Here is a 25,910-nt window from a genome sequence, read left to right as displayed (position 1 = left end):
CAATGTGCACTTCCTTTTTTTTAAATCACCCATGAAACCCAGGATAATTTTCTTCCTGCTAAATATTCTCTTTCTACTCTCCTGTGCTAAGGAGAGCGAGGAAACCCCTACACTTTTTTCTCGTATCGACTCCGATCTTAGTGGAATAGACTTTAGAAATGACCTTCGCTATTCCGAAGAAATCAATCCCTATACTTTCCGAAATTTTTACAACGGTGCAGGTGTTGCGTTAGGAGACATCAACAAGGATGGACTGATTGATATTTTTTTGGCCGGAAATCAAGGCTCAAACAAATTATATCTCAACCAAGGAGACTTTAAGTTCAAGGACATTACCGGGTCTGCCGGTCTGGAGTCCAACGGATATTGGACTACAGGAGTGAGTATGGCCGACATTAATGGGGATGGTCAAATCGACCTTTACATCTGCAAATCAGGCCCTCCAGGAGGTGAAAAACGACACAATGAGTTATTTATTAATCAAGGTGACTTGACTTTTAAAGAAATGTCCAAAGCCTACGGCTTGGATGATCAAGGTCTTTCCCAGCATGCCGTATTTTTTGATTTTGACAAAGACGGTGATTTGGACTTCTATCTCCTCAGCAACTCAGGGAGATCGGTAGGCATCTATGACTTACGCGAGGGACAACGGGAAACCCGGGACCCGGAGGGAGGAAATAAGCTGTATAGAAATGACGGAGATCATTTTACTGATGTGAGTGAAGAGGCAGGAATTTATGGCAGTAGCATTGGCTATGGACTGGGTGTTACTGTGGCGGATCTTGATGGAGACAATTGGCCGGATATGTACGTTTCCAATGATTTTTTTGAGCGAGATTACCTCTACCTCAACAATCAAGACGGGACTTTCAGAGAGATCCTGCCCGAAGCCATGCCTGAAATCAGTCTCGGATCAATGGGTGCGGATATAGCCGATTTGGATAATGATGGGCTTGCGGATGTTTTTGTGACAGAAATGCTGCCTGAAGATCTGGCTCGGATCAAAACCAAAACTCCGTTTGAAGAATGGGATAAATATCAGGCAAATTTCAAGGCAGGCTACCATCGTCAATTTACCCGAAACACACTTCAGAAAAATCTGGGCAAGCATCCGGAGACTGGTGAACCGCTTTTTGCAGAAATCAGCCGGTTGACTGGCATGCATGCTACGGATTGGAGCTGGGGAGCCTTGATTTTTGACGCGGATCTGGATGGGTGGAAAGATGTATTTGTGGCCAATGGAATTGTCAAAGACCTCACTGATTTCGACTTTGTAGACTTCTACCTGGATAAGCAAGAAGAGGCTCGGCAAAATAAATCTGATTCCCTGCTGATTAGCAAAATGATTGACGAATTCCCCTCCAACCCCTTACAAAACTACTGGTTCAAAAACCTTGGAAACTGGAATTTTGAAAACCAAGCGGCCACCGCTGGATTAGATCAACTCACCTTCAGCACCGGAGCTGCTTACGGAGATCTGGACAATGACGGTGATCTCGATTTAGTCGTAAATAATCTCAATTCAGAGGCTGGAGTTTATAAAAATAGAGCCATCGAACTTGGGCTGGGTAATTACTTAAAGTTTGATCTGGGTAGTGAATTTGGTGCTAAAATCACACTTAAAGTTGAAAATCAAACCTTCACCCAAGAATATCAAGCGGTGAAAGGCTACCTGTCCTCCGTTGACCCCTTGGTACATTTTGGATTGGGCAACTTCACCCTAGTCGACTCGATAATCATCGACTGGCCCAACAATCTCCAAAGTATCCTTACTGAGATTCCGAGCAATCAAACACTGAAATTGACCCAAGAAAGTATGCGGCCGGCCCAAGTTAAATCAGAATTAGCCCCCCCCTTATTTGCTAAAGTGAATCTCCCCCTTAACTACAAACACCAAGAAAGTGATTTTATAGATTTTGACCGGGATCGTTTACGATTTTGGGCGATCAGCAACGAAGGTCCAAAAGTTGAAATTGGAGATCTCAACTCGGATGGTCGGTCCGACTTGCTTTTGCCGGGAGCTAAAGGATTTCCCAGTCAGCTGTTTTTTCAGACTAAAGATGGCTCATTTACCACCCATCTTCTCCCCAATTCGGAAGAGAACAGCTTATCAGAAGACATCGGAGCGCATTTTTTTGATGCCAATCAGGATGGACATCTCGATATTTTGGTCGTGAGCGGAAGCATAGAATTTGGGGCGGGAAGTCCTCATTATCAAGACCGCCTGTATCTAAATGACGGCTCTGGAGCCTTCCCTTCAATTTCCCAAACTTTTCCCAGCCAATCCACCTCATTTGCCCTTTCCTTGGATTGGGATCAAGATGAAGATTTGGATTTGATTTTGGGGCAGCGTGCGGCTCCCTTTCACTATGGCGAAGCGGTAGGACTGAATCTCTGGGAAAATCAAGGAGATGGAAAATTTGTCCAATTCAATACCAAATCAAATCCGGCACTTTCTCAACTAGGAATGTTGACCTGCGGTGCACTGGCGGATTTGAATCAAGATGGGATGCCGGAATTGATTGTAGCAGGGGAATGGATGGGAATCAAGATTTTCACCACTGGGAATGGACAATTTGAGGAAATCACGGAGGATTTTGGATTAGCTAATACTCGAGGACTTTGGAATTCAATCCTCGTTCAGGATCTCAATAAGGATGGGCTTCCTGATCTATTGGCGGGGAATATCGGATTAAACAGTCGCTTAAACTCACAGAATACATTCACAAACCGAATGTTTATTCAGGACTTTGATCAAAATGGATCTTGGGACCCAATCCTAACCCGATTTGAAAACGGCAGGAATTTTCCGCTTTTAAGCAAAAATACGTTGATTCGTCAACTCCCTTATTTAAGAAAACAATTGACTACCTATGCCGCCTATAAGGACAAGTCCATGGAGGAGCTCTTTTCTCCCATAGTTCTCTCAAATTCCTTAATTTTGGAGCTTGACGTCCAGGAAACCAGCCTTTGGATAAATAATGGGAAAAGTGGTTTTGAAAAACAAGAATTGCCGGTAGAGGTTCAATTCTCCCCTGTCTATGCCAGCCATCTTGTCCAAGATTCAAAGGGGGATTCCTACTTGCTTTTAGGAGGAAATCAATCTCGGATCAAACCCGAACTTGGCAGCAATTTGGGAAGTTATGCTTGGGTACTAAAACAATCCCCTAAAGGAGAATGGGAAGTCCTATCCCCTCAAGCCAGTGGGATAGCCATCTCAGGTGAAATCCGAGATTTTGAAACCCTAGAAATTGAAAACAAACCACACATACTCGTTTTAAGAAATGATCAGGAACCGCTACTATTTACGATTCGTTAAACTTTCCTTTTTTCTCCTTCTTTTAGGAGCCTGCCAATCCGAATATCAAAAGATTGAAGAGCGGGAACTTGCCTCTGGAAAAGAAGTCAATGAACTCTTTCTGGGATTGCAATTGGGCATGGATCGAAAGGGATTTTATGAGACCTGCTGGGACCTGAACAAAGAAGGGATTTTGACCAATGGGCCGACTGAATTGTCGGTGGAATACATCCCCAAACTTCCTTCAGGGAATCCTGCCCGGATGCGTTTTTATCCTAAGTTTGAAGATGAAAAAATCTACCTAATGCCGGTAGAATTTACCTATGACGGCTGGGCACCTTGGAATGAGGAATTAGCTGTAGAAAAACTTCGAGCAGATGTGGTCAGCTATTTTGAAGAACTCTATGGAGAAGGTTTTTTTGAAGTGAGTAATGAGGATAAAAGCCTGATCGCCTTTGTCAAAATCGATGGGAACCGAAGAATTCGGGTTTTCAAAAAAGACCTATCCACCATCCGCGCTGAGATCGTTGATCTCAAGGTTCAAAAACAACTCGAAAAGGAAGCTTCATGAAAATAAACGCACTTTATTTAGCAAGTTTCGTCGGGCTTGTGGCTTGCTCAACCCCACAGGAAACTGCCCCCACCCTTTTTCAAGAGGTATCGTCAGAAAGCTCTGGCGTTTTCTTTAGCAATGATCTTTCCTTTGATGAAGATTTTAACATTTTCACCTACCGGAATTATTACAATGGTGGGGGAGTTGCGCTAGGAGACATCAACAATGATGGCTTGTTGGATATTTATTTTACCGGTAACCTGACTAGCAACAAGCTTTATTTAAATAAAGGAAATTTTCAATTTGAGGATGTTACTGAACAAGCGGGCGTTGGGGGAAATCGCGCTTGGAGTACCGGAGTATCCATGGCGGATATCAACGGTGACGGCTATTTGGACATTTACGTGTGCAACTCAGGGGATATCTCTGGAGACAATAAACAAAACGAACTTTTCATCAATCAAGGCGACGGCACGTTTACAGAAAAAGCCGAAGAATTTGGGTTAGCCGATCAGGGATTCTCCACACATGCAGTGTTTTTTGATTATGATAAGGACGGAGATTTGGATGTCTATTTGCTCAACAACAGCTACCAAGCCATCGGAAGCTTCAATAAAATGCAGAATGAACGTCCGAAACGAGATCCGGTAGGCGGAGATAAATTATTCAGAAATGATGGAGATCGCTTTACCGACGTGAGCGAAGAAGCTGGTATTTATGGCTCCATCATTGGCTTTGGACTGGGGATCACGATCGGGGATGTCAATCAGGATGGCTGGCCGGATATCTTTATTTCCAATGATTTTTTTGAGCGGGATTACCTTTACCTCAACAACCAAGACGGCACCTTTACTGAATCGTTGGAATCGGCTATGCGCTCCATTTCGGCCGCATCCATGGGGGCTGATATTGCAGATATTAACGGGGACGGTTTGCTCGATATTTTTGTCACAGACATGCTACCCGAGCCTTTGCCTCGACTCAAACAGGTGACCACTTTTGAGAATTGGGATAGGTTTCAGTTCAATAAAACCCATGGCTATCATTATCAATTCTCCAGAAATATGCTTCATATCAACAATGGAGATGGGACCTTTAGTGAACTGGGGCGAATGGCCAATGTGGAGGCGACTGATTGGAGCTGGGGAGCCTTGATTTTTGATATGGACAATGATGGCCTGCGAGATTTATTTGTGGCCAATGGCATCTATCAGGATATTACGGATTTGGATTACCTCAACTTCATTGATGATGAAGAGACCAAAATTAAAATCATCTCTCAACAAGGAGTGGACTACAAAGCCCTAATTGATCCCATTCCAATCCATCCCATTCCCAACTATGCCTACCAAAACTTGGGAGATTTGAACTTTGAAAATAAAGCGAGGGAATGGGGACTCGGCCAAGCCATACACTCCAATGGGGCAGCTTATGGGGATTTAAACAATGATGGAACACTGGACTTGGTAATCAACAATGTCAACCGACCTGCCCAAATCTTTAAAAATGCCCAGAAGGAAATTGCTCCAGCAAATAACTTTATCCAATTTCGCCTAGTTGGCAAGGGGCAAAATACCTTCGCCATCGGTGCCCAGCTAAAGGCAAAAGCGGGAGAGCAGGTGTTTTATTTGGAGCAAATGCCCAATAGAGGGTTCCAGTCTTCGGTGGACCCTAAACTCACCTTGGGATTGGGGGAAATCACCCAACTCGATGAACTGATCGTGACCTGGCCAGATGGATCACAGACGATTTTGGAAAATATTCAGGCAAACCAACTTCTTAAACTCCATTGGAAAGATGCTCAAGTGTATCAAAACCCGTCAAAAAAATCCCCGATGGGCATCAAGTTCGCTCAAGTGGATCAAAATCAACTCAACTACACGCATCAGGAAAATCCTTTTGTAGATTTTGACCGGGATCGATTGACCTATCACATGCTTTCTACTGAGGGCCCTGCTTTTGCCAAAGGGGATGTCAATGCAGACGGCCTAGAAGACCTTTACCTAGGTGGAGCAAAAGGAAATCCCGGCAAACTGTACCTGGCCACTCCAGTCGGTCGCTTTGTGGAAACAGAACAAGCAGATTTTCTTATCGATGCCGTTTCAGAAGATACCGATGCGGCTTTTTCCGATGTCAATGGAGATGGATTTTTGGATTTAATTGTGAGTTCAGGAGGAAATGAATCCCCTCGCAATGCTCCTGATTTGGCGGACCGGATCTACCTCAATGATCGTGGAGGTAACTTTACCAAAAGCCTAACCTCCGGGCTCCAACAAATCCGTGGCAGCAGTTCCTCTATTCAAGTCCTTGATCTCAATGAGGATGGTGCGGAAGACCTCATCATTACCGAGCGATTGGTCCCCTTTGTCTATGGCGCTCCTGCATCCAGTCAGGTTTGGATTAACGATGGAAAGGGAGGTTTCAGCAATCAAACCGAAGAACTTGCTCCTGATTTTAAGGAGGTAGGAATGATCACAGATGCGGCAATTTTGGATTGGGATCAGGATGGGTTGCAGGATCTGGTTTTGGTGGGAGATTGGATCGCCCCACTTTTTTTCCGAAATACCGGAGGAAAATTTGAAAAAATCGAAATGCCCGAAACGGATAAACTTAAGGGCTGGTATCGCACCGTGGAAATCGCTGACTTGAATGCAGATGGTCTTCCCGATATTCTGTTAGGAAATCAAGGACTCAATACCCGATTCAAAGCCAGTGCAGAGAAGCCCATTCGTCTCTACTTGAATGATTTTGATCAAAATGGCTCGATAGAGCAAATTTTTACCACTTCTGAATCCGGCAAACAAATTCCCTTTGTGCTTAAGCATGAACTGGAAAAACAAATTCCTGAAATCCGGAAGAAATACGTTCGTTACACCAGTTACAACAACCAAAGTCTAGATCAGATTTTTGATGCGGAAACCCTTTCCAAATCCATCATTGAAGAAGTCAATCAGTTTGAATCTGGCGCCTTGATTAATCGAGGGGCTGGAAAATTTGAATGGAAAGCCTTTCCCCGAATGGCTCAAAAAACCTGGACTTTCGCCATCGAACCCGTGGACTTGAACGAAGACGGAATTCTAGACTTAATTCTTGGAGGAAACCTTTTCGGAATCAAACCTGAAATCGGAAAGTCTGATGCTGGTTTTGGAGAAGTTTTGCTGGGGAAAGGAGATGGAACCTTCACCTTTTTGCCCAATGCACAGCATGGATTGCAACTCAAGGGGGATATCCGAGCGATTTCAAACTTGGGGAATAATCGCCTGTTGATCATCAAAAACAACGATTCGGCGGAATTTTGGAATTATGGGATTGACTAAAATTATTGGGTTTAACGGCTTATTGGCGGCGGGATTAATTTTTTTCTCTTGCCAAGAAGCACCGAAAGCGCCCCCCTTGTTTGAATTGCTTCCCGGTGATCAAACCGGAATCTCTTTTTCCAATGAATTAACCTCCAGCTCTGAACTCAACATTTTGGAGTACCTCTATTTTTATAATGGAGGGGGCGTGGCAGCTGGGGACATCAATAATGATGGTTTGATTGACCTGTATTTTACCGGAAATCAAGTCCCCAACCGGCTTTACCTCAACCAAGGTAAGCTCAAGTTTCGAGACATCACCGACTCTGCTGGTGTTTCCGGAGATGGAGGCTGGTCCACAGGAGTGACCATGGCTGATGTGAATGGAGATGGATTATTGGACATTTATGTCTGTCAAGTAGGAAATTTTTTAGGCCTAAGCGGGAAAAATAAACTGTATATCAACCAAGGAAACGAGACTTTCAAGGAAGTTGCCCAAGAATACGGGCTCGACTTTCAGGGTTTTGGAACTCATGCTGCTTTTTTTGACTACGACCGAGATGGCGATTTGGATCTTTACCTGCTCAACCATGGAGTCAAGTCGCCCGAGGTCTTTGTGAAAGCAGAAAACAGAATATTCCCTGATCAAAATGGGGATAAACTCTTCAAAAACCTGGCAAAGGAAGGAGGAAAAGGGTTTGAAGAGGTAACCGAGGAGGCAGGAATCTATTCTAGTATTTTAGGCTTTGGTTTGGGGATCAGTATCGAAGATTTCAATGCAGACGGATGGCCCGATATTTATGTTTCGAATGATTTTACCGAAAACGATTACCTCTACCTGAATAATCAAGATGGAACATTTGCCGAATTGTTGGAGAAACGGATTGCCCACACTTCCCGCTATTCCATGGGAAATGACGCCGCAGATCTCAATGGAGACGGCCTGCCGGAAATCATTACCACCGATATGCTCCCCGAAGACCCAGAGATCTGGATGAAGTCAGTCGGAGAAGACAAAGCGGAAGTATATGCAATTAAAAAAAATCTGGAATATGGCGATCAATACGTCCGTAACCATCTCCAGCTCAATCAAGGTGAACAAGGATTCAGCGAAATCGCGCTTTACTCCGGGGTTTTTGCCTCAGATTGGAGTTGGTCCCCCCTGCTGTTTGATATGGATAATGATGGGGTTACCGATTTGCATATTAGCAATGGCATCTTAAAGCGCCCAAACGATCTGGATTTTATCCAGTATTCTCAATCCATTGATCCAACCCTATCGCTGGAACAAGTTCGCCAAAAGCAAATCGACATGCTTCCTAATGTGAAGCTACCCAACTACACATTTCGAAACACCGGTGAGCTCAGGTTTGAGCAGGTAGCTAAAAATTGGGGTTTGGACCAGCCCAGCTACTCCAACGGCAGCACCTATGCGGATCTCGACAATGACGGAGACCTGGATTTGGTCATCAACAATATCAATCAGGAGGCATTTGTTTATGAAAACAAAAGTGAGCGACTCAATCATCAATTCCTGCGAGTCAAGCTTGAAACAACCAGCCTCAACCCCCAGGCAATCGGCGCTGAGGTCCGTATTTTTGCAAAACGAAAGCTCTGGAGACAGCGCCTGAGTACCAGCAGAGGATTTCAATCGGGAACTCCTGCCGAGTTGGTTTTTGGTTTGGGAAATACTCAAAAAATTGACTCTATATTGGTTCGTTGGCCCCAAGGAAATCTAGAAAAATTTGAAGGAGTAGCTTCCAATCAAGACCTGACCTTAAAACAAGGAGCTGGTACTCCCCAAAATGAAGAAATAAGTAAACCGGCGACCGATGGATATTCCTTCCCCATCCACTGGCAACACCAAGAAAAAACCGAGCGAGAAGAAACTATCCGAGAATACCTGATTCCTAAAAGCTTTGCCAATCGAGGACCCGCCGCTGCTTTAGCTGATGTTAATGGAGATGGGCTAGATGACGTTTATTTGGGTGGTGCCAAAGATCAAGCAGGAAGTCTTTTTTTACAAAACAAAGACGGGAGCTTTCAGGCAGTGCCCCATCCGATTTTTGAGCAATTGGCAAGAGCAGAGGATGTGACAGCGGAGTTCACCGACCTAAATGGAGATGGATATCTCGACTTATATGTGGGAAGTGGAGGAAATGAAGCAGAATCTGGGAATTTATTTTTGTTTGACCGAATCTTTCTTGGCAATGGAAAGGGAGATTTCACCTTTTCCCCAACTGCTCTCCCGCCCATCGGGGAAAATACGGCAAGCCTGGCCATTGAAGATGTAAATGGAGATGGGGCCTTAGACATTTTCGTCGGCGTTTCCAATGTACCGGGAGATTATGGCGCTAATCCAAAAAGCTATTTATTAGTCAACAATGGCTCAGGTCAATTTCAAGAGGCCACTGCTGCATTTTTTGGATCCAACACAGAATTAGGAATGATTAATTCAGCCCAATGGGCGGATCTAACTCAAGACGGCAAAAAGGAGTTAATCTTGGCTGGGGATTGGCAAAACATACGGGTATTCAGGCTTTCAGAAAATCAGCTCCAAGAAATCTACCTAGCAGGCCTTGAGCATTCTTCAGGCTGGATCAACACCCTAAAACCGGCTGATCTAAACGGTGATGGATTGATGGATTTGATCGTGGGTAACTTGGGATTAAACACCAAGCTCAAAGCAAGTCCTGAAAAACCCATTTGGCTGTATCATTCGGATTTTGATCAAAATGGTCAATCCGACCCGATCATCTTTCATTACATGCAAGAAAAATTGGTTCCTTTTGCCACCCGTGATGATCTAATCAAGCAAATCCCTTCCATCAAACGCCTACATCCGAGTTATACAAGCTATGCCCAACTCAAGTCACCCGAATCCCTTTTTGGAGCTGAACTCTTAGAGCAAATCAAGCCCAAAAAAGCGGTAGAACTCCGCTCAGGAGTGTATTTTCAGCAAGCAAATGGAAGTTTTGAGTTTGAACCATTTCCCTGGGAAATCCAGTTAAGCCCCCTACAAGCTATCCATTGGGATGAATCATCCCAAATCCTGAGTTTAGCAGGAAATGAATCGGGATATCGAGTGGATTTGGGAAAATCAGTAGCGGCCTCATTTCACCAACTAAAATGGAAGGATTCAAATTGGGAAACCCTGCCTAAAACCCACCAAATCCCGCTTCATGCGGAAGTTCGTGCCATCCTTTCCCCCGAATCAAAAAATCAATCCCTATTATGGCTAGTGACCAACAATGGTCCTGTTTACCAAGTAAAATCGAAAGAAAATTGATGCAAGTCATTTGCGCGAGTCAAAAATGCTCCTAGCTTTGGACTTCTTCTTTCTATGGGAAGCCGCTAAAATTTGAGCTTTGAATAGCAATGCTTAACTTTAACCCCATTAGGATGAGCGAATTCTAACTTGGTTCACTAACCGCTTCTTCAATATCAGAAAGGTTTTTAGTGCACAAACACCCATGAAAATACAATTACCCATGAAACGAATTACAAGCCTGCTTTACCTAGGAATGTTTGCCCTGGCAAGCTCCTGTTCGGAGCCGGTGGATTACAGTCAAGCCATTACCGACGGGCATTACCTGAGTGAAGCTCAGGATCGAATTACAGAGGTGATCATTCACGATATCTTTTCTCCTCCAGTAGCGGCACGGATTTACTCCTATTCTTCCTTGGCTGCCTATGAAGTCGCCGCTGCAGTGGACCCCAATTATTCGTCACTTTTGGGTCAGCTTAAAGGTTCTGAAGAAGTGAAGTTCACGGTTCCAGAAAACATCTACCCTCCCCTAGCTTCCTTAGCGGCCTATTATACGATGGGCACTCAGTTGATTTTTTCAGAAGAGATGGTTAATGCTCACCGGGACAAAGCCTTTGAGGAATTGAGAGCAAAGGGAATTCCTGAGGAGGTGTTTGACGCATCGGTTAATTTCGGAAAAGAGGTAGCCGAAGCCGTCAAAGCGTATTCGGCGAAGGATAATTATCATCAGAGCCGTTCCTTTCCTAAATACACGGTAACCAATCTCCCTGGAACTTGGGAGCCCACTCCTCCTGCTTACATGGAAGGGATTGAGCCCCATTGGAATAAAATCAGAACCTTTGCGCTGGACTCAGCCGGTCAGTACAAAGTTTCTCCACCCCCTCCCTATTCCACCGAACCCGACTCAGAGTTTTTCAAACGCGCCAAAGAAGTTTATGAGGCAGTGAATCAAGCCAGCAAAGAGGAATTGGACATCGCCATGTTTTGGGATTGCAATCCCTACAAAATGAACGTTAAGGGTCATGTCATGTTTGCCGAAAAAAAAATCACACCTGGTGGACACTGGATGAGTATTGCGGCAATTGCAGCGAAAACCGCAGGATCAGATTGGAAGCAAACCGCAGAAGCCCTTGCGCTTACGGGTATTTCACTTCATGATGCCTTTGTGGCTTGTTGGGACGAAAAGTACCGAAGCAAGCTCGTTCGCCCGGAAACCTACATCAATCAATTTATCGATGAAGAGTGGGTTCCCGTTTTGCAAACCCCTCCATTTCCGGAGCATACCAGTGGACATAGTGTAGCTTCCACGGCTGCGGCCTATACCTTGACTCAGCTATTTGGCGAAGAATTTCATTTTGTGGATAGCTCCGAAGTGAATTATGGACTGCCCGTAAGGGAATACAATTCTTTTTCTCAGGCAGCTGAGGAAGCAGCAATATCACGGTTTTATGGAGGCATTCACTACATGCCTGCGATTGAGGAGGGCGTTTGGCAAGGCCAAAAAGTGGGCGAACTCCTCTGGTCACGAATCAGTACCAAACCCAAGAACCTGGCGGAAAACAAGTAAGTCAAGCAGCCCCAAGGGGCTGTTTTTTTAAACCCAAAACCTAGTGATACATGGCAAATCCCATTTGGATCATGACCTCGGCTTTTGATCAGCTGAACTTGGAACAAACCCTTGAAAAGGCAAAAGAAATCGGGGTGCAAGGACTGGATCTTTGTGTATTCAGAAAAGACGGTACACGGGATGATTTTGTAGCAACCCACCTGGATTATGAAAATTTTGGTCCCGAAGATGCCCAGAGGCTACTTGCTCAATTTAACAGAGCTCAATTACGGCTTTCCATCGGTGCCTTCGAAAACCTCATCGGTGGAGATCCGAAACAGCGAATTAAAAATCAAAATCACCTGTTACGCTTGATCCGAATGGCTTACCTGCTTGGAGGAGATGAAAATGATGTCAAAGTCGGAACCTTTGTCGGATATAACCATGAATTGGGAAACCAAGAGGGTGGCTTTGAAAAAAACCTGTTAGAATACCAGCGGATTTTCACTCCGATCATCAAGTATGCAGCTGATCTTGGTGTGAGCATATTGTATGAAAATTGCCCGATGGAAGGTTGGAGAAGCCCGGGGCACTTTGGCACCTACAATAACCTGCCCGGAGTCCTAGCCGCCCGAAAGCTGATGTACGAACTGATCCCCTCCCCCAATCATGGAGAAATCTACGATCCTTCTCATGACATTTGGCAGCATACCGATCCAGTAGATGTCATTCGAAATACGGATATGACACGCCTTAAGCGAATTCACGTCAAATCAACCCGAAACAATCCGGATCCCTTTTGGGGAAATATGTATCCCATGCATCAAATCCCTGAAGGCTGGGCAAAAAAAGCAGGAATTCCTTCAAGTACTAATCCTTGGGACCGGCATCATTATGAAGCGACATTACCGGGATTCGGATTGGGAGATTCTATGGATTGGAGAGCTTTTGTCCATGCGCTTAAAGAAAAAGATTTCTCAGGCCCCTTTGAAATTGAAAATGAAGCGGTACTCTCCAAGCAAACCGGAAAAATGGCTGCCATCGTACAAGGATGCAAAGCCGCTGTGCAGAATTTGGCTCCTCTTCTTTATGAATTGACCAATGAAGGCTGGGTTTATCCAAAATCTGAATATAGACCTTTGAAAGAAGTCCATCGAAAGGACCTCCCATTGGTGACAATGGAGGACTTACAGGGCTAGAGTTTATATTGACAAAATAAACTCTAGCCTTTGAGTAATATAATTGGTAGAATTTTCCTACTCAAAGAAGAAATAGAACTAACAGGCAATCGGCAAAAACAGCTTTTCAACCAAAAATTGCCACTCACTCGTAAAGAGGCAAAAAAAATAAATCAAGGAAGCCGTCAAATAGAAGTAATCCCCGGAATCAGAAGATCAGGGAAAAGTTCGCTGATGCGACAACTCATAGATGAATTTTCTCCGAACTTTTCCTATTTGAACTTTGAAGACCCTCGGATATTTGATTTTACAGTTGTTGATTTCTCCAAATTGGATGAAATGTAAGAATCAAGTGGTCCACCATGTTTTTTTGATGAAATTCAAAACGTAAAAGGATGGGAAGTTTATGTTAGGCAATTGCATGATCGAGGACAAAAAGTCTTCATTACTGGATCCAATGCTTCGCTTCTCAGCCGGGAACTCGGGACACGACACACTGGAAGATATTTGGCTTATGAAATATTCCCGTTTTCCTATTCTGAGTTTTTAGCCTATTGCAATTGGGAAGACAATGCTAAAAACTTCCAAAATTACTTAGACTTGGGCGGGTTCCCGGAGTATCTACGAGACAGAAATCCTGAAATCCTCCAAAACTTGCTCAAGGATATCGTGTTCAGGTACATTGCCATACACCACAGTATCAAAAACACCAAAACACTTTTGGGTATCACCTTATACTTGATATCCAATGTGGGAAAAGAAATAAGCTACAACGGAATCAAAAAAACCTTTGCAGTCGGATCAGCCAATACCGTCTCTGACTATCTAAACTGGTTGGAGGATGCCTATCTCTTATTTTTTCTTTCGCGTTTCAGCTGTTCAGCCAAAAGCATATCCAAAAACCCCAAGAAAGTCTATTGCATAGATACCGGTTTTGCTGGGGCTATTTCCCTGAGCATTTCAAAGGATCAGGGAAGATTATTGGAGAATTTAGCATATTTAATCCTTCGAAAAACAAGTTTTTGGTTGTTTTATTTCAGAGAAAAGAAAGAATGTGACTTTGTAGTTTTTGAAGAGAAAACCAGTAAATGGGCCATTCAAGTTTCTGAAAAAATTCAATCCTAAGATAAAAATCGGGAAGTTGAAGGCCTTCTTGAAGCAATGAGTTTCTTTGATTTAAAAGAGGGCATTATTCTCACTTTAGATCAAAAGGATACTCTTATCGGTGAGGGTAAAACCATTCAAATACTTCCAATCAGAGTTTTTCTTAAGGAACATTTCAACTAAACCCTAGCTAAGAATTGGATTCATACCCCACGTCCACTTTCAGCCCGGGTCCTTCGGCAGCTTCCACCGCAAGCTGGTCGCAGCGTTCGTTTTCGATATTGCCGGCATGACCCTTTACCCACACGAATTTCGGTTTGTACTTCAGGTGAAGGGGAATATAGCGTAGCCAGAGGTCTGGATTTTTCTTGTCTTTAAAGCCTTTTTTTTGCCAACCCCAGAGCCAGCCTTTTTCCACCGCATCGACCACGTATTTGCTATCCGAGTAAATGGTTACCGGAATCCCGGTTAGTTTTAATTCCTGCAAGGCGCGAATGACGGCCAAAAGCTCCATCCGGTTATTGGTCGTCAGGCGAAAGCCCTCGGAAAGTTCCTTTCGATGCTTGTTGAATTTCAAAACCGCTCCATAGCCCCCAGGGCCGGGATTGCCTTTGGCAGCTCCATCGGTATAAATCGTAATCATGGCACAAAGAAAAGAATAAAAATCGGCTCCTTAGATGATATCCATGGGGAAGGCATTCGTTTTGAAAATTTTGACTGCTATGGAAAGTAAGATGATTCCAAAAATTCTCCGAAGCACATCCAAGCCGGTTTTCCCCAGCTTTCGCTCCAACCAATTGGTACTTTTCAGAACTGCATAGACAAAAACCAGGTTCAACAATATCCCAATGGCAATATTGACTTGATCAAACTCCGCCTTCAGAGTTAAAATCGTTGTTAAGGTCCCCGCTCCGGCTATGAGAGGAAAAGCAATCGGAACGATGGAAGCTCCCGTGGAAGCCTCGGGGTCAGGTTTAAACAGTTCAATTCCTAAAATCATTTCCGCTCCTAAAGCAAAAATGATCAAGGCTCCCGCTATGGCAAAATCCTCTACCCCAATCCCGAAAAGGCCCAAAATGGACTTTCCGGCTAGTAAAAATAAGATCATCAAAAGTCCAGCGGCCAAGGTTGCCTTCTCACTTTGAATATGCCCCGCCTTTTTTCGCAAATTGATAATGATCGGTATGGAGCCGAGTATATCTATGACCGAAAAGAGAATCAGTGACACTGAAAGGATTTGTTTGAAGTCAATCATGTCGCAAAGCTACACCAAATAAAATTTGCCAAAAAGCAATTTCATGTTAGCCAATTGTGAAATAGTTAAAAGCACAGAAAAAATCGGTTTTTTACCTCGCCCCTTTCCGAATAGCACACCCTCCACTCACTTAATACGTTGACAAAAACGCGATCAGTCGGTCAATCTCAGCATCTGTAATAGCAGGAAAATTCGCGATACGGAAAGAAGTTGGCTTCAAGGGTCCATAACCACTGCCCAATTGCATCCCCTGTTTTTCTGCTTCCTTTTTGACTCGGGTAATTAATTCTTCCGGACCAGAAACCCCAAGCACCGTGGTGCTTCTGCTGAGCTCATTATCTACCAAAAGACGGAGAGAGGAAGTTTGGGCGATACAAGTCTCCAATTTCAGCATACGCTCTCTTAGACTTTTATCGGTATGCTGAATTTCAGGGATATCTTGAAGCACCCGGTTAAGCAAATAGATACCCAAGACATTGGGCGTGTAATGGGTTTGGTAGCTGGCCGCATTTTCCAGCATAAAAGTCAGGGAATTGTATCGACCACGTTCTCCTTTTTGCAGAGTTTGCTCTTTAGCCTTGGGACCCAAAATCAAAATCCCCAAACCGGCAGGAAGTCCAAAGCATTTTTGAACGGAAGCATACCAAATATCTGCTAATTCAAACCTGAGTTCGATCCCACCCATACTCGAGGTGGTATCCACGGCGATGAGTTTCTTAGCATATTTTTCACGAATCGCCTCCAAATAGTCCATGCTCACCTGTGAGGCATTCGAAGTCTCGTTTTGGGTGATGGCAATCAGGTCAAAGCGCTCCTCAATTTCCAAATTTGGCACATCGATAACCTGATTTGCCTGGATCTTTATCCCATCAGTATGGGGTAGAATATACTTGGCAAATTCAATCCATTTTTTTCCAAATGAACCTGAATAGACATGAAAGCTGGCACTCTGGACGATCGATTGGGAAATGATTTCCCAATTCTCGGTTGCCGATGAGGTAAAAAGGAGTTGATAATTCTCTGGAAGATGAAGCTTCTCTTTCATCAATTGCTCGGTTTCCTCATAGAGGCTCATAAATACCGAGCTCCGATGGTTGGCACTCAATATTCCCTGAGTATAGGCATCATTTAGGTAGTGAGGTAAAGCCTCATAAACTTTGGATGGTCCGGCAGCAAAGGTCAACATAGTCGAAAATAGGTTTAGCGAAAGTATTGGATAGCTAGCTGGTAGCCTTTCAGCCCCAAACCGGATACCATCCCAACACAGGATTTGGAAATAATGCTTTTGTGGCGAAATTCTTCGCGCTTATAAATATTGGAAATATGAACCTCCACCACCGGAGTGGTCACCCCCGCAATGGCATCCGAGATCGCCACAGAAGTATGGGTATAACCTCCGGCATTGAGTAAAATTCCATCAAAGGAAAATCCTACTTCGTGAATCTTATCAATGATTTCACCCTCAATATTGCTTTGAAAATAGTCGATTTGAATTTCCGGAAACTGGGAACGGAGGGATTCCAAATAGTCCTCAAAAGATTGACTTCCGTAAACTTCGGGTTCCCGCTTTCCAAGCAGATTCAGGTTGGGCCCATTGATAATTTGAATTTTCACAAGCGATCGGTTGAAAACGATAAAAGAATTTCAACCAAAGTTAAAAACTAAGTACAGATATTCAGCTAAGCTTCCAGCAGTATTCAAAGATTTTTACCATTAGCTGCTTTATATTTAAAGGGATGGGATTCAGCAATCCGCCTTCAAATTCGTAGCTTTGCCTCATGGAAGAAATCCAAAAAAGGGACATTCGGAAACTCAGCCAATCGGATTTGGAAGAATTCTTTTTGGAGCAGGGGGAAAAAAAATTTCGAGCCAAGCAAGTTTATGAATGGCTTTGGAATAAGTCCTTGAAAAATTTTGACGAAATGAGTAACATTTCCCTTTCCACCCGGGAAATGCTCAAGAAATATTTTATAATTAATCACATTCAGGTGGATTTGATGCAACATTCCCAGGACGGTACCATCAAAAACGCAGTGAAGCTTTTTGATGATAAAATCGTGGAGTCTGTACTCATTCCTACCAGCAAACGGATTACCGCCTGTGTTTCTTCTCAAGTTGGTTGTAGTTTGGATTGTAATTTTTGTGCCACTGCTCGGCTTAAACGCATGCGGAACCTCAATGCGGATGAAATCTATGATCAGGTGGTAGCAATCAAAGAGGAGGCTGAAACCTATTTTCAGCGACCCTTGACCAATATTGTATTTATGGGCATGGGTGAACCACTACTCAACTATTCCAACGTGATTGATGCGATCGAAAAAATCACTTCGCCGGAAGGACTCGGAATGGCTCCCCGACGGATTACACTATCGACCGTGGGGATTCCCAAAATGATTAAAAAAATGGCCGATGATGGGGTTAAATTTAATTTAGCCATCTCCTTACACTCAGCCATTAATGAGACCCGATCTCGACTCATGCCCATTAATGATAAAAGTCCACTCGAAGAACTTGGCGATTCTTTACGCTATTGGTATGAAAAGACGAAACGAAAAGTCACCTACGAATATGTGATTTGGGAGGGGATAAATGATGACCAGAAGCATGCAAAAGCCTTGGCGAAATTCTGTAAAATCATTCCCTCCAAAGTAAATATCATCCAATACAATCCGATTGACGAGGGCGAATTTCGCCAAGCCTCTTCAGAGGCTGTGGCTCTCTATGTCCGTGTTTTGGAAAGCCAGGGGATCATTGCCAAAGTTCGAAAATCAAGAGGTCAGGACATTGATGCGGCCTGTGGTCAGCTTGCCAATAAGAACGAAGTAGCCGAATTAACAAAGTTTTAAGAATTTTTGACTTGCATTTTGCGTCGACTTTAGTTTATTTACGACTTATTAGCACTTAACCAACTAATTTTATGAAAAAATTACTTTTCGGGTTGTTGTCCTATTTTGCTTTTTTCACGGCACTTTTTGGCCAAGAAGAGCTTCCTACGCAAATTCAGAACTATTTTCAAAACTACCAAAAGGAAACTCCACCAGAGAAAGCATACTTACACTTTGACAAGTACACCTATACACTGGGCGAAGATCTCTGGTTCAGCGCCTATGTAGTCGCCGGCAGTGTGCAGATTCCCTCTCCCTTAAGTCAGACGCTTTATGTAGATCTTTTTGATGGGGATGGATTGCTTCTTGATCAAAAAATCGTCCGGATTGAAAACGGGAGAGGCCAAGGGGATTTTCAGTTGCCTCCCTTTGGGAAACCGGGTATTTATCGAATCAAAGCCTACACCTCTTGGATGAAAAACTTTGGTGAGAACTATTTTTTCAATCAAAAACTTAATGTGATTGATGGTCAGGGAGGAAGTTTTCTGCCCCAACTAAAATTCACCGAAATTTCCTCCTCTAATGGAGAAGTCACCTATAGAGCCGAACTTCAAGCAATAGATGAAATCGGGAACCCGCTTTCCTCGAAAGAAATCAGTTTAAAAGCGTTTGGTGGAAATGAGGAAATCCTAAGCCGAGAATTAGCGCTTAATCAAGATGGGCAGGCTAGTTTTAGTTTTACAATTCCGGAAAAGGCCTACCCCAGTCAACACCTCGTATTAGGCTTTTTTGAAAATGAAAATTATGAAGTAACCCAAAAAATACGCCTACCCTACAGCTTGACTTTGGCTGATATTCAATTTATGCCTGAAAGCGGAAATTGGCTGATTGGAAAAAATTCGACGATCGCTTTTCGTGGAGTGGAACCTGACGGTACCCCGCTTTCATTTACCGGTCAAATAGAGGGGGTCGAAAACAGTAGTTTCGAAAGTAATTTTGCCGGTTTAGGGAAGCTTACTTTAATGCCAAATCAATCGGACTATAAGGCCAAAATTCAAACTGAACTAGGCCAATCGATTACATTGCCCCTCCCCAAAGCCCTTTCAAAAGGCTTGATCATGCAGGTTGTTAACAATCCTGAAGCAGGTTATTTGACAGCATTTGTGCAGGGAACCGAAGAAAATCAAGATCTGTTACTGGTCAGCCAAACCCGTGGCATTATCAATTACATGATTCAGGGACAATTGACAAACGGCGTTTGGGGAGTGCGAATTCCCAAAGAAAACCTCCTTACTGGAATCAATCAAATCACTGTTCTTGATGGCAAAGGAATTCCTTTATTGGAACGACTGGTCTATATTGATCAGAAACCTGAACTTGCCCTTGAATTATCCAAGTCAGGCACCCTTGGCCCCAGAGATCTTATTAAATTAAGGATCCAAAGTCAGGTGAATGGACAACCTGCCGCAGGTAGTTACTCCCTTTCGGTGGTCGATGCTGACCAACAAAAGGATGAAAGTGAAGTTGTTGGGACTATTTTCTCCAGCCTGCTTTTGGATTCTGATTTGAAAGGAAAAATCCATTCTCCCGGGTACTATTTTCAAAACCAAAGTGCCAAAACCCAAGAGGAACTTGATTTGGTTATGCTTACCCATGGCTGGACGAGGTTTCAATGGAATCAAGTGACCTCCAACCAACTTCCCAAAATTGATTTTTTCATCGAGCGAGGCATCAATATTGAAGGTCAAATCACCGATGCGGAAGATACCCGCAAAGGTCTCTCTGGAGGAAAAGTAAGTGCAGTAGTCGGAGAAGGAATTGAAATTATTTCGTCTGAATACGGTCCAAATGGACGGTTCATTTTGCGTGATTTGGAATACCGAGATTCGGTCAATGTTACCATCACCGCAGAGGACAATCGACTAAAGAACTTTGTCGATGTGGAGGTAATCCAGCCTGAACCCGTATTCAAAAGCACTGAGGGTAGCTATCCATCCCAGATAGTCTGGCCCGAAGCCCTTGCCGCAACCTATCAGGAAAGAACCCTCATGCAGCGAATGAATGAAGATCCTGACATTTTAGATTTGGAGGAAGTAACGGTAGAAGGTCAAACCCTAGAAGCCGAAGAGGAAGAAATCAGAAAAATCTATGGCGCAGGGGATGTGACCTTGGATCCAGAAAAAATCCCCGGATCAGTCGGCTTTACCAATGTATTTCAATTGATCCAAGGCCGCGTTTCTGGGGTTTCAGTTTACATTGCAGGTACCGATGTCAGTGTGAATATCCGAGGAATCGGGTCATTGGGCGGTTCTGGGACCCAGCCGCTATTCCTTCTTGACAACACCCCGGTAGATGCCAATACGCTACTTCAGGTGAGTCCTCGAGACATAGCCAATGTGGATGTATTTAAAGATCCGGCACGCTCGGCTATCTTTGGAGCCCAAGGAGCCAATGGAGTAATCGCCGTGTATACCAAGTCTGGTGCTGGAATCTCTCAAAGCGTGGGAGGAACCCTGGTCACCAACTATGGAGGCTATTCTATTCCCAAGGAATTTTACACCCCAAAATATGACGAAAAGACGAGCGAAAACGCCATCGATGATAAGCGAGCGACCATTTACTGGAACGCCCTGCTCGAAATCGAGGAGAATGGTGAGATCGAAGTGGAATATTACAATTCCGATGTGGCAAAACGCCAACTTTTAATCATCGAAGGGATGGATGCCGAGGGAAGATTAGGGCGCCTGGTCAGAGTTTTGGAATAAGTTCTTGTTTTAATCACCAAAGCCACCTAATTTTTATGCTTTAACATGAATGACTTGAAGGATGAAAAAGGCTTTGGTGATTAGTTTAATTTTAGTTGTTTGTGGCACTGGTAAGTTGATCGCTCAGACACAGGAACAAGGAGATGTGCGAGTCCATGCCTTTGGTACCTATGGCCTTCGCTGGAAAAATTTCGGAACTGGTGTAGGCCTGGAATATTTTTTTGTAGACCAATTTGCTATCAAGCCCAGTTATACACGAATCTTCCCCCGAGTAGGAACCGCATCCAATTTTAGCATGGATCTGCGATACTACGTTTCCGGTGGTCCATCTCAACTCTACTTCATGGCAGGATACAGCCAAAACTGGGAAACACCCAATACCGCCGGAAATCCCGGAGTTACCCGGAATTTTAAAGGAGCCAATGTAGGCGTTGGGGCCTACATTCGACTGGTAGATTGGGTGGGACTTAGCACCGAATTTCGGGTACAAAGTCAGAGTCCCAGAGAGGCGGGATTTCGATTTGGATTGGCTTTTCCGCTCTAGTATTACTTTTTGCTAAATTCAAAAAGCTTGCGTTTTTCCTCTTTACTCAAGGATTCATAGCCCTTTTCAGCGATTTTATCTAAAATCCGGTCGATTTCCTCTTGGCTAGTTTCCTCAGCGGAAGTTCGTGCTGACCTTTCTTTGGAAGAAGGATCTGCGGATTTGGAAAAAGTAGAAAATGTACCTGTACTGGCTTTGGATTTACGGTAGCTCACCTTCACCTTGGGAGCTCTTTTTTGAATTAAATTTTCAAAAAATATCCCCACTTTTTGTACTGGAATCCCCAAGTCCACTCCTCTACGCAGCTGAATTATGTAAAGATATCCAAGCAAGGCACCACCCAAATGGGCTAGTTCTCCCCCGGCATTGGCTCCGGCAGAATTGACAAATGACAACACCACGTAAAATATGGCGATGTACTTAATTTTTACAGGCCCTAAGAGCAATAAGAAAAACGTGGTGTTCGGTGACAAAGTCGCCGCTCCGACCACAATGGCAAATACCCCTGCACTTGCCCCTAGCATCAAGGAACTATCCACCGAGGAGCTGAAGTACGGTGCTAAATTATACATCAACAGGTAAAAAAGACCGCCCGCCAATCCTCCCAAAACATATAAGTTTGTAAGCTTTCGACTCCCTAAAAACTGATGGATTAATTGCCCAAACCAATACAGAAAAAGCATATTGAATAGAATATGAAAGAGCCCTTCATGTAAAAACATATAAGTAAACAAACTCCAGGGCTGAGTTAATAATCTAGACAACGATGCGGGAAGCATAAAATAAGAGATCAGCTCGGCATAAACCTCCCCAAACCCGCCAATAGTCATCAAAACATTAAGTACAATAAACACAGCCCAAAGGATCAGGTTGATCGCAATGAGTTTGTAAAGGCTATTGTCTCGGTGCCGAAAGGCGTTTTTCAGATTCTCCCAAAAATTTCCGTACATTTTAATAAAAGCTATTTCTATCCTTTTTCCACTTATATACCAGCAACCCACCAATGACCAAGCCACTCAGGTGAGCAAAATGGGCAACATTATCCAATGGGTTATTGTTCAATACGTTGTAAATCGTGTAAAGTCCATAAAAAAGGACCAAATATTTGGCTTTGACAGGCATGGGAGGAAAGAGCAAAAAAAGCTGGGTATTGGGAAACAACATGCCAAAAGCGATCAAAACTCCAAATAAAGCACCTGAAGCACCTACCATGGGGATATTGGCTTTCAAGTCTAAAATTGAATTCAAGGTTTGATTGGCTTGAGAAATCTTCACCGGATCTTCAGGGTTTCTACTGTAATCATCGACAAAATCAAAAACCTCACGATTGAAATAGCCCCGGTTTTGAATCACAATCCGGTTAAAATTTTCCGGATCGGGGTTTGCTTGAAACTGCTCGACGGTAGATTCGAAACTACTTATCCGATAAATATTGTATCCTGAATACAAGACTCCTGAGCCTACCCCACAGACCATCCACAAAGTCAATAATTTTTTGGGGCCCAAAAACTGCTCGAGCAAAGGACCGAAAATAAATAAACCAAACATGTTACTGAACAAATGCCAAAAATCGGCATGCATGAACATGTAGGTCAAAAATTGAAAGGGTTTAAAATTTTCACTCCCAATATAAAAAAGGGCAAACCATTCATTGAGCTGAGGTAGGACAAAGCCGCTCACAATGAAAAGACCAATATTGATCAATAAAATATTCTGTACGACAGGGGTGATATTTCTAAACATAGGATTCTATTTTCCGAAAAAGGAGTGGATGCTGGATAAATCCAATTTGACAAAGGTTTTGTTCCCGCTCAGGCCATAATTTGGGTTTTGGCAGGCAAACAGCTGCCCCACGAGCGTTTCCATTTCTTGGGAAGTCAGCTTTTGTCCCCGCTTGAGAGAAGATTTTCTTGCCAGGGAGCGGGCCAAATTTTCTCGTTTGTCCAGCGAAAGTTCATTTTTAAAATTCTTAAATTGTTCAATAAGTCCTTCAAACAGGTCTTTTTCATTCTTCAGTTGCACATCTGCCGGGATGCCCTGGACTAGGACCGTATGGTTTCCAAATTCAGAAATCATAAATCCCAAACTATGTAACTCCGGCATCAATCCCAAGACCAATTCAAAATCCCCCGGACTCAGCTCCACTACGGGAGGAAATAAGCACTGCTGAGAGGGGCCTTGGGCCAGCTTAAGCTGTCTCAAGTACCGCTCGTATAAAATCCGTTCGTGAGCGGTTTGCTGATCGAGGATCAAAAGTCCAGTGGACATTTGGGCGACGATATAATTCAACTCCACCTGAAAAGTAGTCCCCGTTGCTTCTTCCTGTGGAGAAGGTTTCAATACCGGTAAATCTGCTTCGGTATTGGCCTTACTTTTAAAGGTTAAGATTTCAGAATCATCCTCTTTAAATTTCCGATCTGCCAAAGATTCAGCGTTCGATGGTCCCCCTTCAAAGAGTCGCTCCCAACCACTACTGGCTGGGGACTTTTTAAACTCTGGAGTATTAAAGGTTTTATAACTATATTCCCGATCCACGGCAGCTTTCTTTTCAGGATCTTTACTCCAGTTTTCCGTGAAATTAATATCGATACTAAAATCCAATGCCGGAACCACATGATGGGCACCCAGCGCTTGCTTGACCGCAGAGCGTAAAACCGCATAGACTGTGCGCTCATCATCAAACTTGATTTCGGTTTTAGTCGGATGCACATTGATATCGATGTGCGAAGGGTCAATTTCCAAAAACAGGACATAAAAAGGATGCTGATCGCTTTGGATCAAGCCTTCAAAAGCAGTGGAGACCGCATGGTGAAGGTAATTGCTTTTGATGTATCGATTGTTGACAAAGAAAAATTGTTCTCCCCGAGTCTTTTTTGCCGACTCGGGTTTGCCGATGTATCCTTTGACATTGAGATGAGGAGTGAGTTCTTCGCAGGGCACCAGATTACTCTGGTAATTTTTACCAAAAAGCCCGACAATCCGTTGACTCAATTTGCCTGGCTGAAGGTTAAACACCTCCATATCATTTTGTGTCAGTACAAATCCAATTTCGGAATAGGATAAGGCTGCGCGCTGAAATTCCTCCACAATATGCCGCATTTCTATGGGATTGGATTTGAGGAAATTTCTTCGAGCAGGAACGTTGAAAAATAGATTTTTCATGGCCACAGAAGTCCCCGGAGTGGTGGCGATGGGCTCTTGCTTTTTGAGCTCCGATCCTTCGATTTGGATCAGGGTCCCAAGCTCTTGATCCGCTTGCCGTGTTTTGAGTTCGACCTGGGCAACAGCTGCAATAGAGGCTAAAGCTTCTCCTCGAAACCCAAAGGTTCGGATAGCAAACAAATCCGCACTGGATCGGATTTTGGAGGTTGCGTGTCGCTCGAAGCTCATCCGGGCGTCGGCAGCGGACATGCCTTTTCCATCGTCAATGACTTGGATCAGCTGTTTTCCGGCTTCCTTGACGATTACCTGAACCTTACTTGCCCCTGCATCGATAGCATTTTCGAGCATTTCCTTCAGTGCCGAGGCTGGTCGCTGTACGACTTCACCTGCAGCAATCTGATTGGCGATGGCATCGGGCAAAAGTTGGATCACATCACTCATTGCGGGATTTTTTGAGCTTGGAAAAATAATACCCTGCAGCAATAATCATCCCCAAATAAATCAAGTATTCGAAAATTACCGGACCGATGTAAATGTATCCCGCCAATCCTGTGATCAAAAATAAAAAAATCAAGGACCTGACCATGGCGGTGGAGTTCATCACACTATTGCCCTTTTCTCGGATTCCCTGATGCTGAGCAAATGCTCCCCGAATTCCACTTTGGTATCGTTTGAGCCTTTCTTCTTCGGTAATTTCTCCTAATTTTCCTTCCGCCTCGAGTTCTTGTTTAATCCTTGAGGTCCGCTGCTCCAGCTCTTCTTTGATGGGGTCGTAATACCTTGGCTTGATGTCAAATCGAGCCGGATTTGCTGTACGAAATATGGATGGAAATTTCATCTTCTTATCTTTTTTCTTCCATGGACCAGCAGCCAGTCCAACGATTAATTTATGCTCTGATTCAATCCCTCGCGAAGGTTCCTTTGGGGAGTCTCCATGCTAGGCAATAGGCTACTCAGGCCTGCTCAATTTTAAGATTGAGAATCTTTTACCGGACTTCGAAGCTAGGAAGTTTTGATCCTAAGCTACGGCCGATAATCAAATTTATATCAATTTTAACCCGAAAAGGAACTCATTGTTACCCTTTCTTTACTATCTTCAATTTACTTTTACCTCAA

Annotated in this window: 18 protein-coding genes and 1 pseudogene; 11 read left to right on the top strand and 8 right to left on the bottom strand. The window is 43.8% G+C overall.

The features are described 5' to 3' along the window. Nucleotides 1-31: 31 nt before the first annotated feature. The 8 genes and pseudogenes from Q0L00_RS10185 (at nucleotide 32) to Q0L00_RS10150 (ending at nucleotide 14,264) form a co-directional block, all read left to right on the top strand. On the top strand, nucleotides 32-3,319 hold the full coding sequence (locus Q0L00_RS10185; protein WP_297336779.1) for a VCBS repeat-containing protein: 3,288 nt from the start codon (nucleotides 32-34) through the stop codon (nucleotides 3,317-3,319). Further along, entirely contained in the window at nucleotides 3,285-3,869 is a 585-nt protein-coding gene (locus tag Q0L00_RS10180) for a hypothetical protein (RefSeq protein ID WP_297336778.1), read from the top strand. The genes Q0L00_RS10185 and Q0L00_RS10180 overlap by 35 nt, the downstream gene beginning before the upstream one ends. Next, nucleotides 3,866-7,168 carry a VCBS repeat-containing protein gene (locus Q0L00_RS10175; protein ID WP_297336777.1) on the top strand — a complete coding sequence of 1,101 codons (3,303 nt, stop codon included), beginning with the start codon at nucleotides 3,866-3,868 and terminating at the stop codon, nucleotides 7,166-7,168. The genes Q0L00_RS10180 and Q0L00_RS10175 overlap by 4 nt, the downstream gene beginning before the upstream one ends. Next, nucleotides 7,155-10,436 carry a VCBS repeat-containing protein gene (locus Q0L00_RS10170; RefSeq protein ID WP_297336776.1) on the top strand — a complete coding sequence of 1,094 codons (3,282 nt, stop codon included), beginning with the start codon at nucleotides 7,155-7,157 and terminating at the stop codon, nucleotides 10,434-10,436. Before Q0L00_RS10175 ends, Q0L00_RS10170 begins: the two co-directional genes overlap by 14 nt. 202 nt (nucleotides 10,437-10,638) lie before the next feature. Then, the gene (locus tag Q0L00_RS10165; protein WP_297336775.1) at nucleotides 10,639-11,982 is read left to right on the top strand and encodes a vanadium-dependent haloperoxidase; all 1,344 of its coding nucleotides are present in this window, start codon (nucleotides 10,639-10,641) and stop codon (nucleotides 11,980-11,982) included. Nucleotides 11,983-12,032: 50 nt separating this feature from the next. Then, complete coding sequence (locus Q0L00_RS10160) at nucleotides 12,033-13,160, top strand: sugar phosphate isomerase/epimerase (RefSeq protein WP_297336774.1); 1,128 nt, start codon at nucleotides 12,033-12,035, stop codon at nucleotides 13,158-13,160. A gap of 30 nt (nucleotides 13,161-13,190) precedes the next feature. After that, nucleotides 13,191-13,676: pseudogene (locus tag Q0L00_RS10155) on the top strand (AAA family ATPase); the annotation flags it as partial. A gap of 63 nt (nucleotides 13,677-13,739) precedes the next feature. After that, nucleotides 13,740-14,264 carry a DUF4143 domain-containing protein gene (locus tag Q0L00_RS10150; protein WP_297336841.1) on the top strand — a complete coding sequence of 175 codons (525 nt, stop codon included), beginning with the start codon at nucleotides 13,740-13,742 and terminating at the stop codon, nucleotides 14,262-14,264. 169 nt (nucleotides 14,265-14,433) lie between these two features. On the opposite strand, the gene rnhA is transcribed toward Q0L00_RS10150, so the two are convergent. The 4 genes from rnhA to aroQ form a co-directional block, all read right to left on the bottom strand. Next, nucleotides 14,434-14,886, bottom strand: a complete 453-nt coding sequence (gene rnhA / locus Q0L00_RS10145; RefSeq protein WP_297336773.1) for a ribonuclease HI — start codon at nucleotides 14,884-14,886, stop codon at nucleotides 14,434-14,436. Between the two features lie 30 nt (nucleotides 14,887-14,916). Then, entirely contained in the window at nucleotides 14,917-15,498 is a 582-nt protein-coding gene (locus Q0L00_RS10140) for a MarC family protein (RefSeq protein ID WP_297336772.1), read from the bottom strand. Nucleotides 15,499-15,628: 130 nt separating this feature from the next. Continuing rightward, a complete protein-coding gene (locus Q0L00_RS10135) occupies nucleotides 15,629-16,684 on the bottom strand; it encodes an aminotransferase class V-fold PLP-dependent enzyme (RefSeq protein ID WP_297336771.1) in 1,056 nt (351 codons plus the stop codon). 14 nt (nucleotides 16,685-16,698) lie between these two features. Beyond that, on the bottom strand, nucleotides 16,699-17,112 hold the full coding sequence (gene aroQ / locus Q0L00_RS10130) for a type II 3-dehydroquinate dehydratase (protein ID WP_297336770.1): 414 nt from the start codon (nucleotides 17,110-17,112) through the stop codon (nucleotides 16,699-16,701). Nucleotides 17,113-17,276: 164 nt separating this feature from the next. On the opposite strand from aroQ, the gene rlmN reads away from it, so the two are divergent. The 3 genes from rlmN (at nucleotide 17,277) to Q0L00_RS10115 (ending at nucleotide 21,632) form a co-directional block, all read left to right on the top strand. Beyond that, a complete protein-coding gene (rlmN, locus tag Q0L00_RS10125; protein WP_297336769.1) occupies nucleotides 17,277-18,344 on the top strand; it encodes a 23S rRNA (adenine(2503)-C(2))-methyltransferase RlmN in 1,068 nt (355 codons plus the stop codon). 71 nt (nucleotides 18,345-18,415) lie between these two features. Then, nucleotides 18,416-21,088 (top strand): TonB-dependent receptor plug domain-containing protein, encoded by a 2,673-nt coding sequence (locus Q0L00_RS10120; RefSeq protein ID WP_297336768.1) that lies wholly within the window; start codon nucleotides 18,416-18,418, stop codon nucleotides 21,086-21,088. A gap of 61 nt (nucleotides 21,089-21,149) precedes the next feature. Then, nucleotides 21,150-21,632 (top strand): hypothetical protein, encoded by a 483-nt coding sequence (locus Q0L00_RS10115; protein ID WP_297336767.1) that lies wholly within the window; start codon nucleotides 21,150-21,152, stop codon nucleotides 21,630-21,632. 2 nt (nucleotides 21,633-21,634) lie between these two features. Here the strand turns inward: Q0L00_RS10115 and Q0L00_RS10110 are convergent, their stop codons facing one another. From Q0L00_RS10110 to Q0L00_RS10095, 4 genes are read right to left on the bottom strand one after another with little or no spacing between them, the layout of a single operon-like run. Then, the gene (locus tag Q0L00_RS10110) at nucleotides 21,635-22,582 is read right to left on the bottom strand and encodes a rhomboid family intramembrane serine protease (RefSeq protein ID WP_297336766.1); all 948 of its coding nucleotides are present in this window, start codon (nucleotides 22,580-22,582) and stop codon (nucleotides 21,635-21,637) included. 1 nt (nucleotide 22,583) lies between these two features. Next, a complete protein-coding gene (locus Q0L00_RS10105) occupies nucleotides 22,584-23,375 on the bottom strand; it encodes a rhomboid family intramembrane serine protease (protein WP_297336765.1) in 792 nt (263 codons plus the stop codon). A 6-nt stretch (nucleotides 23,376-23,381) separates the two neighbouring features. Continuing rightward, nucleotides 23,382-25,235: a DNA mismatch repair endonuclease MutL gene (mutL, locus tag Q0L00_RS10100; protein WP_297336764.1), complete on the bottom strand. Its 1,854-nt coding sequence runs from the start codon at nucleotides 25,233-25,235 to the stop codon at nucleotides 23,382-23,384. Beyond that, nucleotides 25,228-25,632, bottom strand: coding sequence for a hypothetical protein (locus tag Q0L00_RS10095; protein WP_297336763.1), 405 nt, complete (start codon nucleotides 25,630-25,632; stop codon nucleotides 25,228-25,230). The genes mutL and Q0L00_RS10095 overlap by 8 nt, the downstream gene beginning before the upstream one ends. Between the last annotated feature and the right edge of the window lie 278 nt (nucleotides 25,633-25,910).

It is taken from the genome of Algoriphagus sp. (assembly GCF_024305035.1).
Taxonomy (GTDB): Bacteria; Bacteroidota; Bacteroidia; order Cytophagales; family Cyclobacteriaceae; genus Algoriphagus.
Note: the sequence above shows the minus strand (reverse complement) of the source record. Positions and strands in the feature narration are given on the sequence as shown.

Excerpts from the sequence above, each read along its gene's own strand:
- Q0L00_RS10185 (WP_297336779.1), top strand. The coding sequence starts at position 32 with ATGAAACCCAGGATAATTTTCTTCCTGCTAAATATTCTCTTTCTACTC.
- Q0L00_RS10180 (WP_297336778.1), top strand. The coding sequence starts at position 3,285 with ATGATCAGGAACCGCTACTATTTACGATTCGTTAAACTTTCCTTTTTT.
- Q0L00_RS10175 (WP_297336777.1), top strand. The coding sequence starts at position 3,866 with ATGAAAATAAACGCACTTTATTTAGCAAGTTTCGTCGGGCTTGTGGCT.
- Q0L00_RS10170 (WP_297336776.1), top strand. The coding sequence starts at position 7,155 with ATGGGATTGACTAAAATTATTGGGTTTAACGGCTTATTGGCGGCGGGA.
- Q0L00_RS10165 (WP_297336775.1), top strand. The coding sequence starts at position 10,639 with ATGAAACGAATTACAAGCCTGCTTTACCTAGGAATGTTTGCCCTGGCA.
- Q0L00_RS10160 (WP_297336774.1), top strand. The coding sequence starts at position 12,033 with ATGGCAAATCCCATTTGGATCATGACCTCGGCTTTTGATCAGCTGAAC.
- rnhA (WP_297336773.1), bottom strand. The coding sequence starts at position 14,886 with ATGATTACGATTTATACCGATGGAGCTGCCAAAGGCAATCCCGGCCCT.
- Q0L00_RS10140 (WP_297336772.1), bottom strand. The coding sequence starts at position 15,498 with ATGATTGACTTCAAACAAATCCTTTCAGTGTCACTGATTCTCTTTTCG.
- Q0L00_RS10135 (WP_297336771.1), bottom strand. The coding sequence starts at position 16,684 with ATGTTGACCTTTGCTGCCGGACCATCCAAAGTTTATGAGGCTTTACCT.
- rlmN (WP_297336769.1), top strand. The coding sequence starts at position 17,277 with ATGGAAGAAATCCAAAAAAGGGACATTCGGAAACTCAGCCAATCGGAT.
- Q0L00_RS10120 (WP_297336768.1), top strand. The coding sequence starts at position 18,416 with ATGAAAAAATTACTTTTCGGGTTGTTGTCCTATTTTGCTTTTTTCACG.
- Q0L00_RS10115 (WP_297336767.1), top strand. The coding sequence starts at position 21,150 with ATGAAAAAGGCTTTGGTGATTAGTTTAATTTTAGTTGTTTGTGGCACT.
- Q0L00_RS10110 (WP_297336766.1), bottom strand. The coding sequence starts at position 22,582 with ATGTACGGAAATTTTTGGGAGAATCTGAAAAACGCCTTTCGGCACCGA.
- Q0L00_RS10105 (WP_297336765.1), bottom strand. The coding sequence starts at position 23,375 with ATGTTTAGAAATATCACCCCTGTCGTACAGAATATTTTATTGATCAAT.
- mutL (WP_297336764.1), bottom strand. The coding sequence starts at position 25,235 with ATGAGTGATGTGATCCAACTTTTGCCCGATGCCATCGCCAATCAGATT.
- Q0L00_RS10095 (WP_297336763.1), bottom strand. The coding sequence starts at position 25,632 with ATGAAATTTCCATCCATATTTCGTACAGCAAATCCGGCTCGATTTGAC.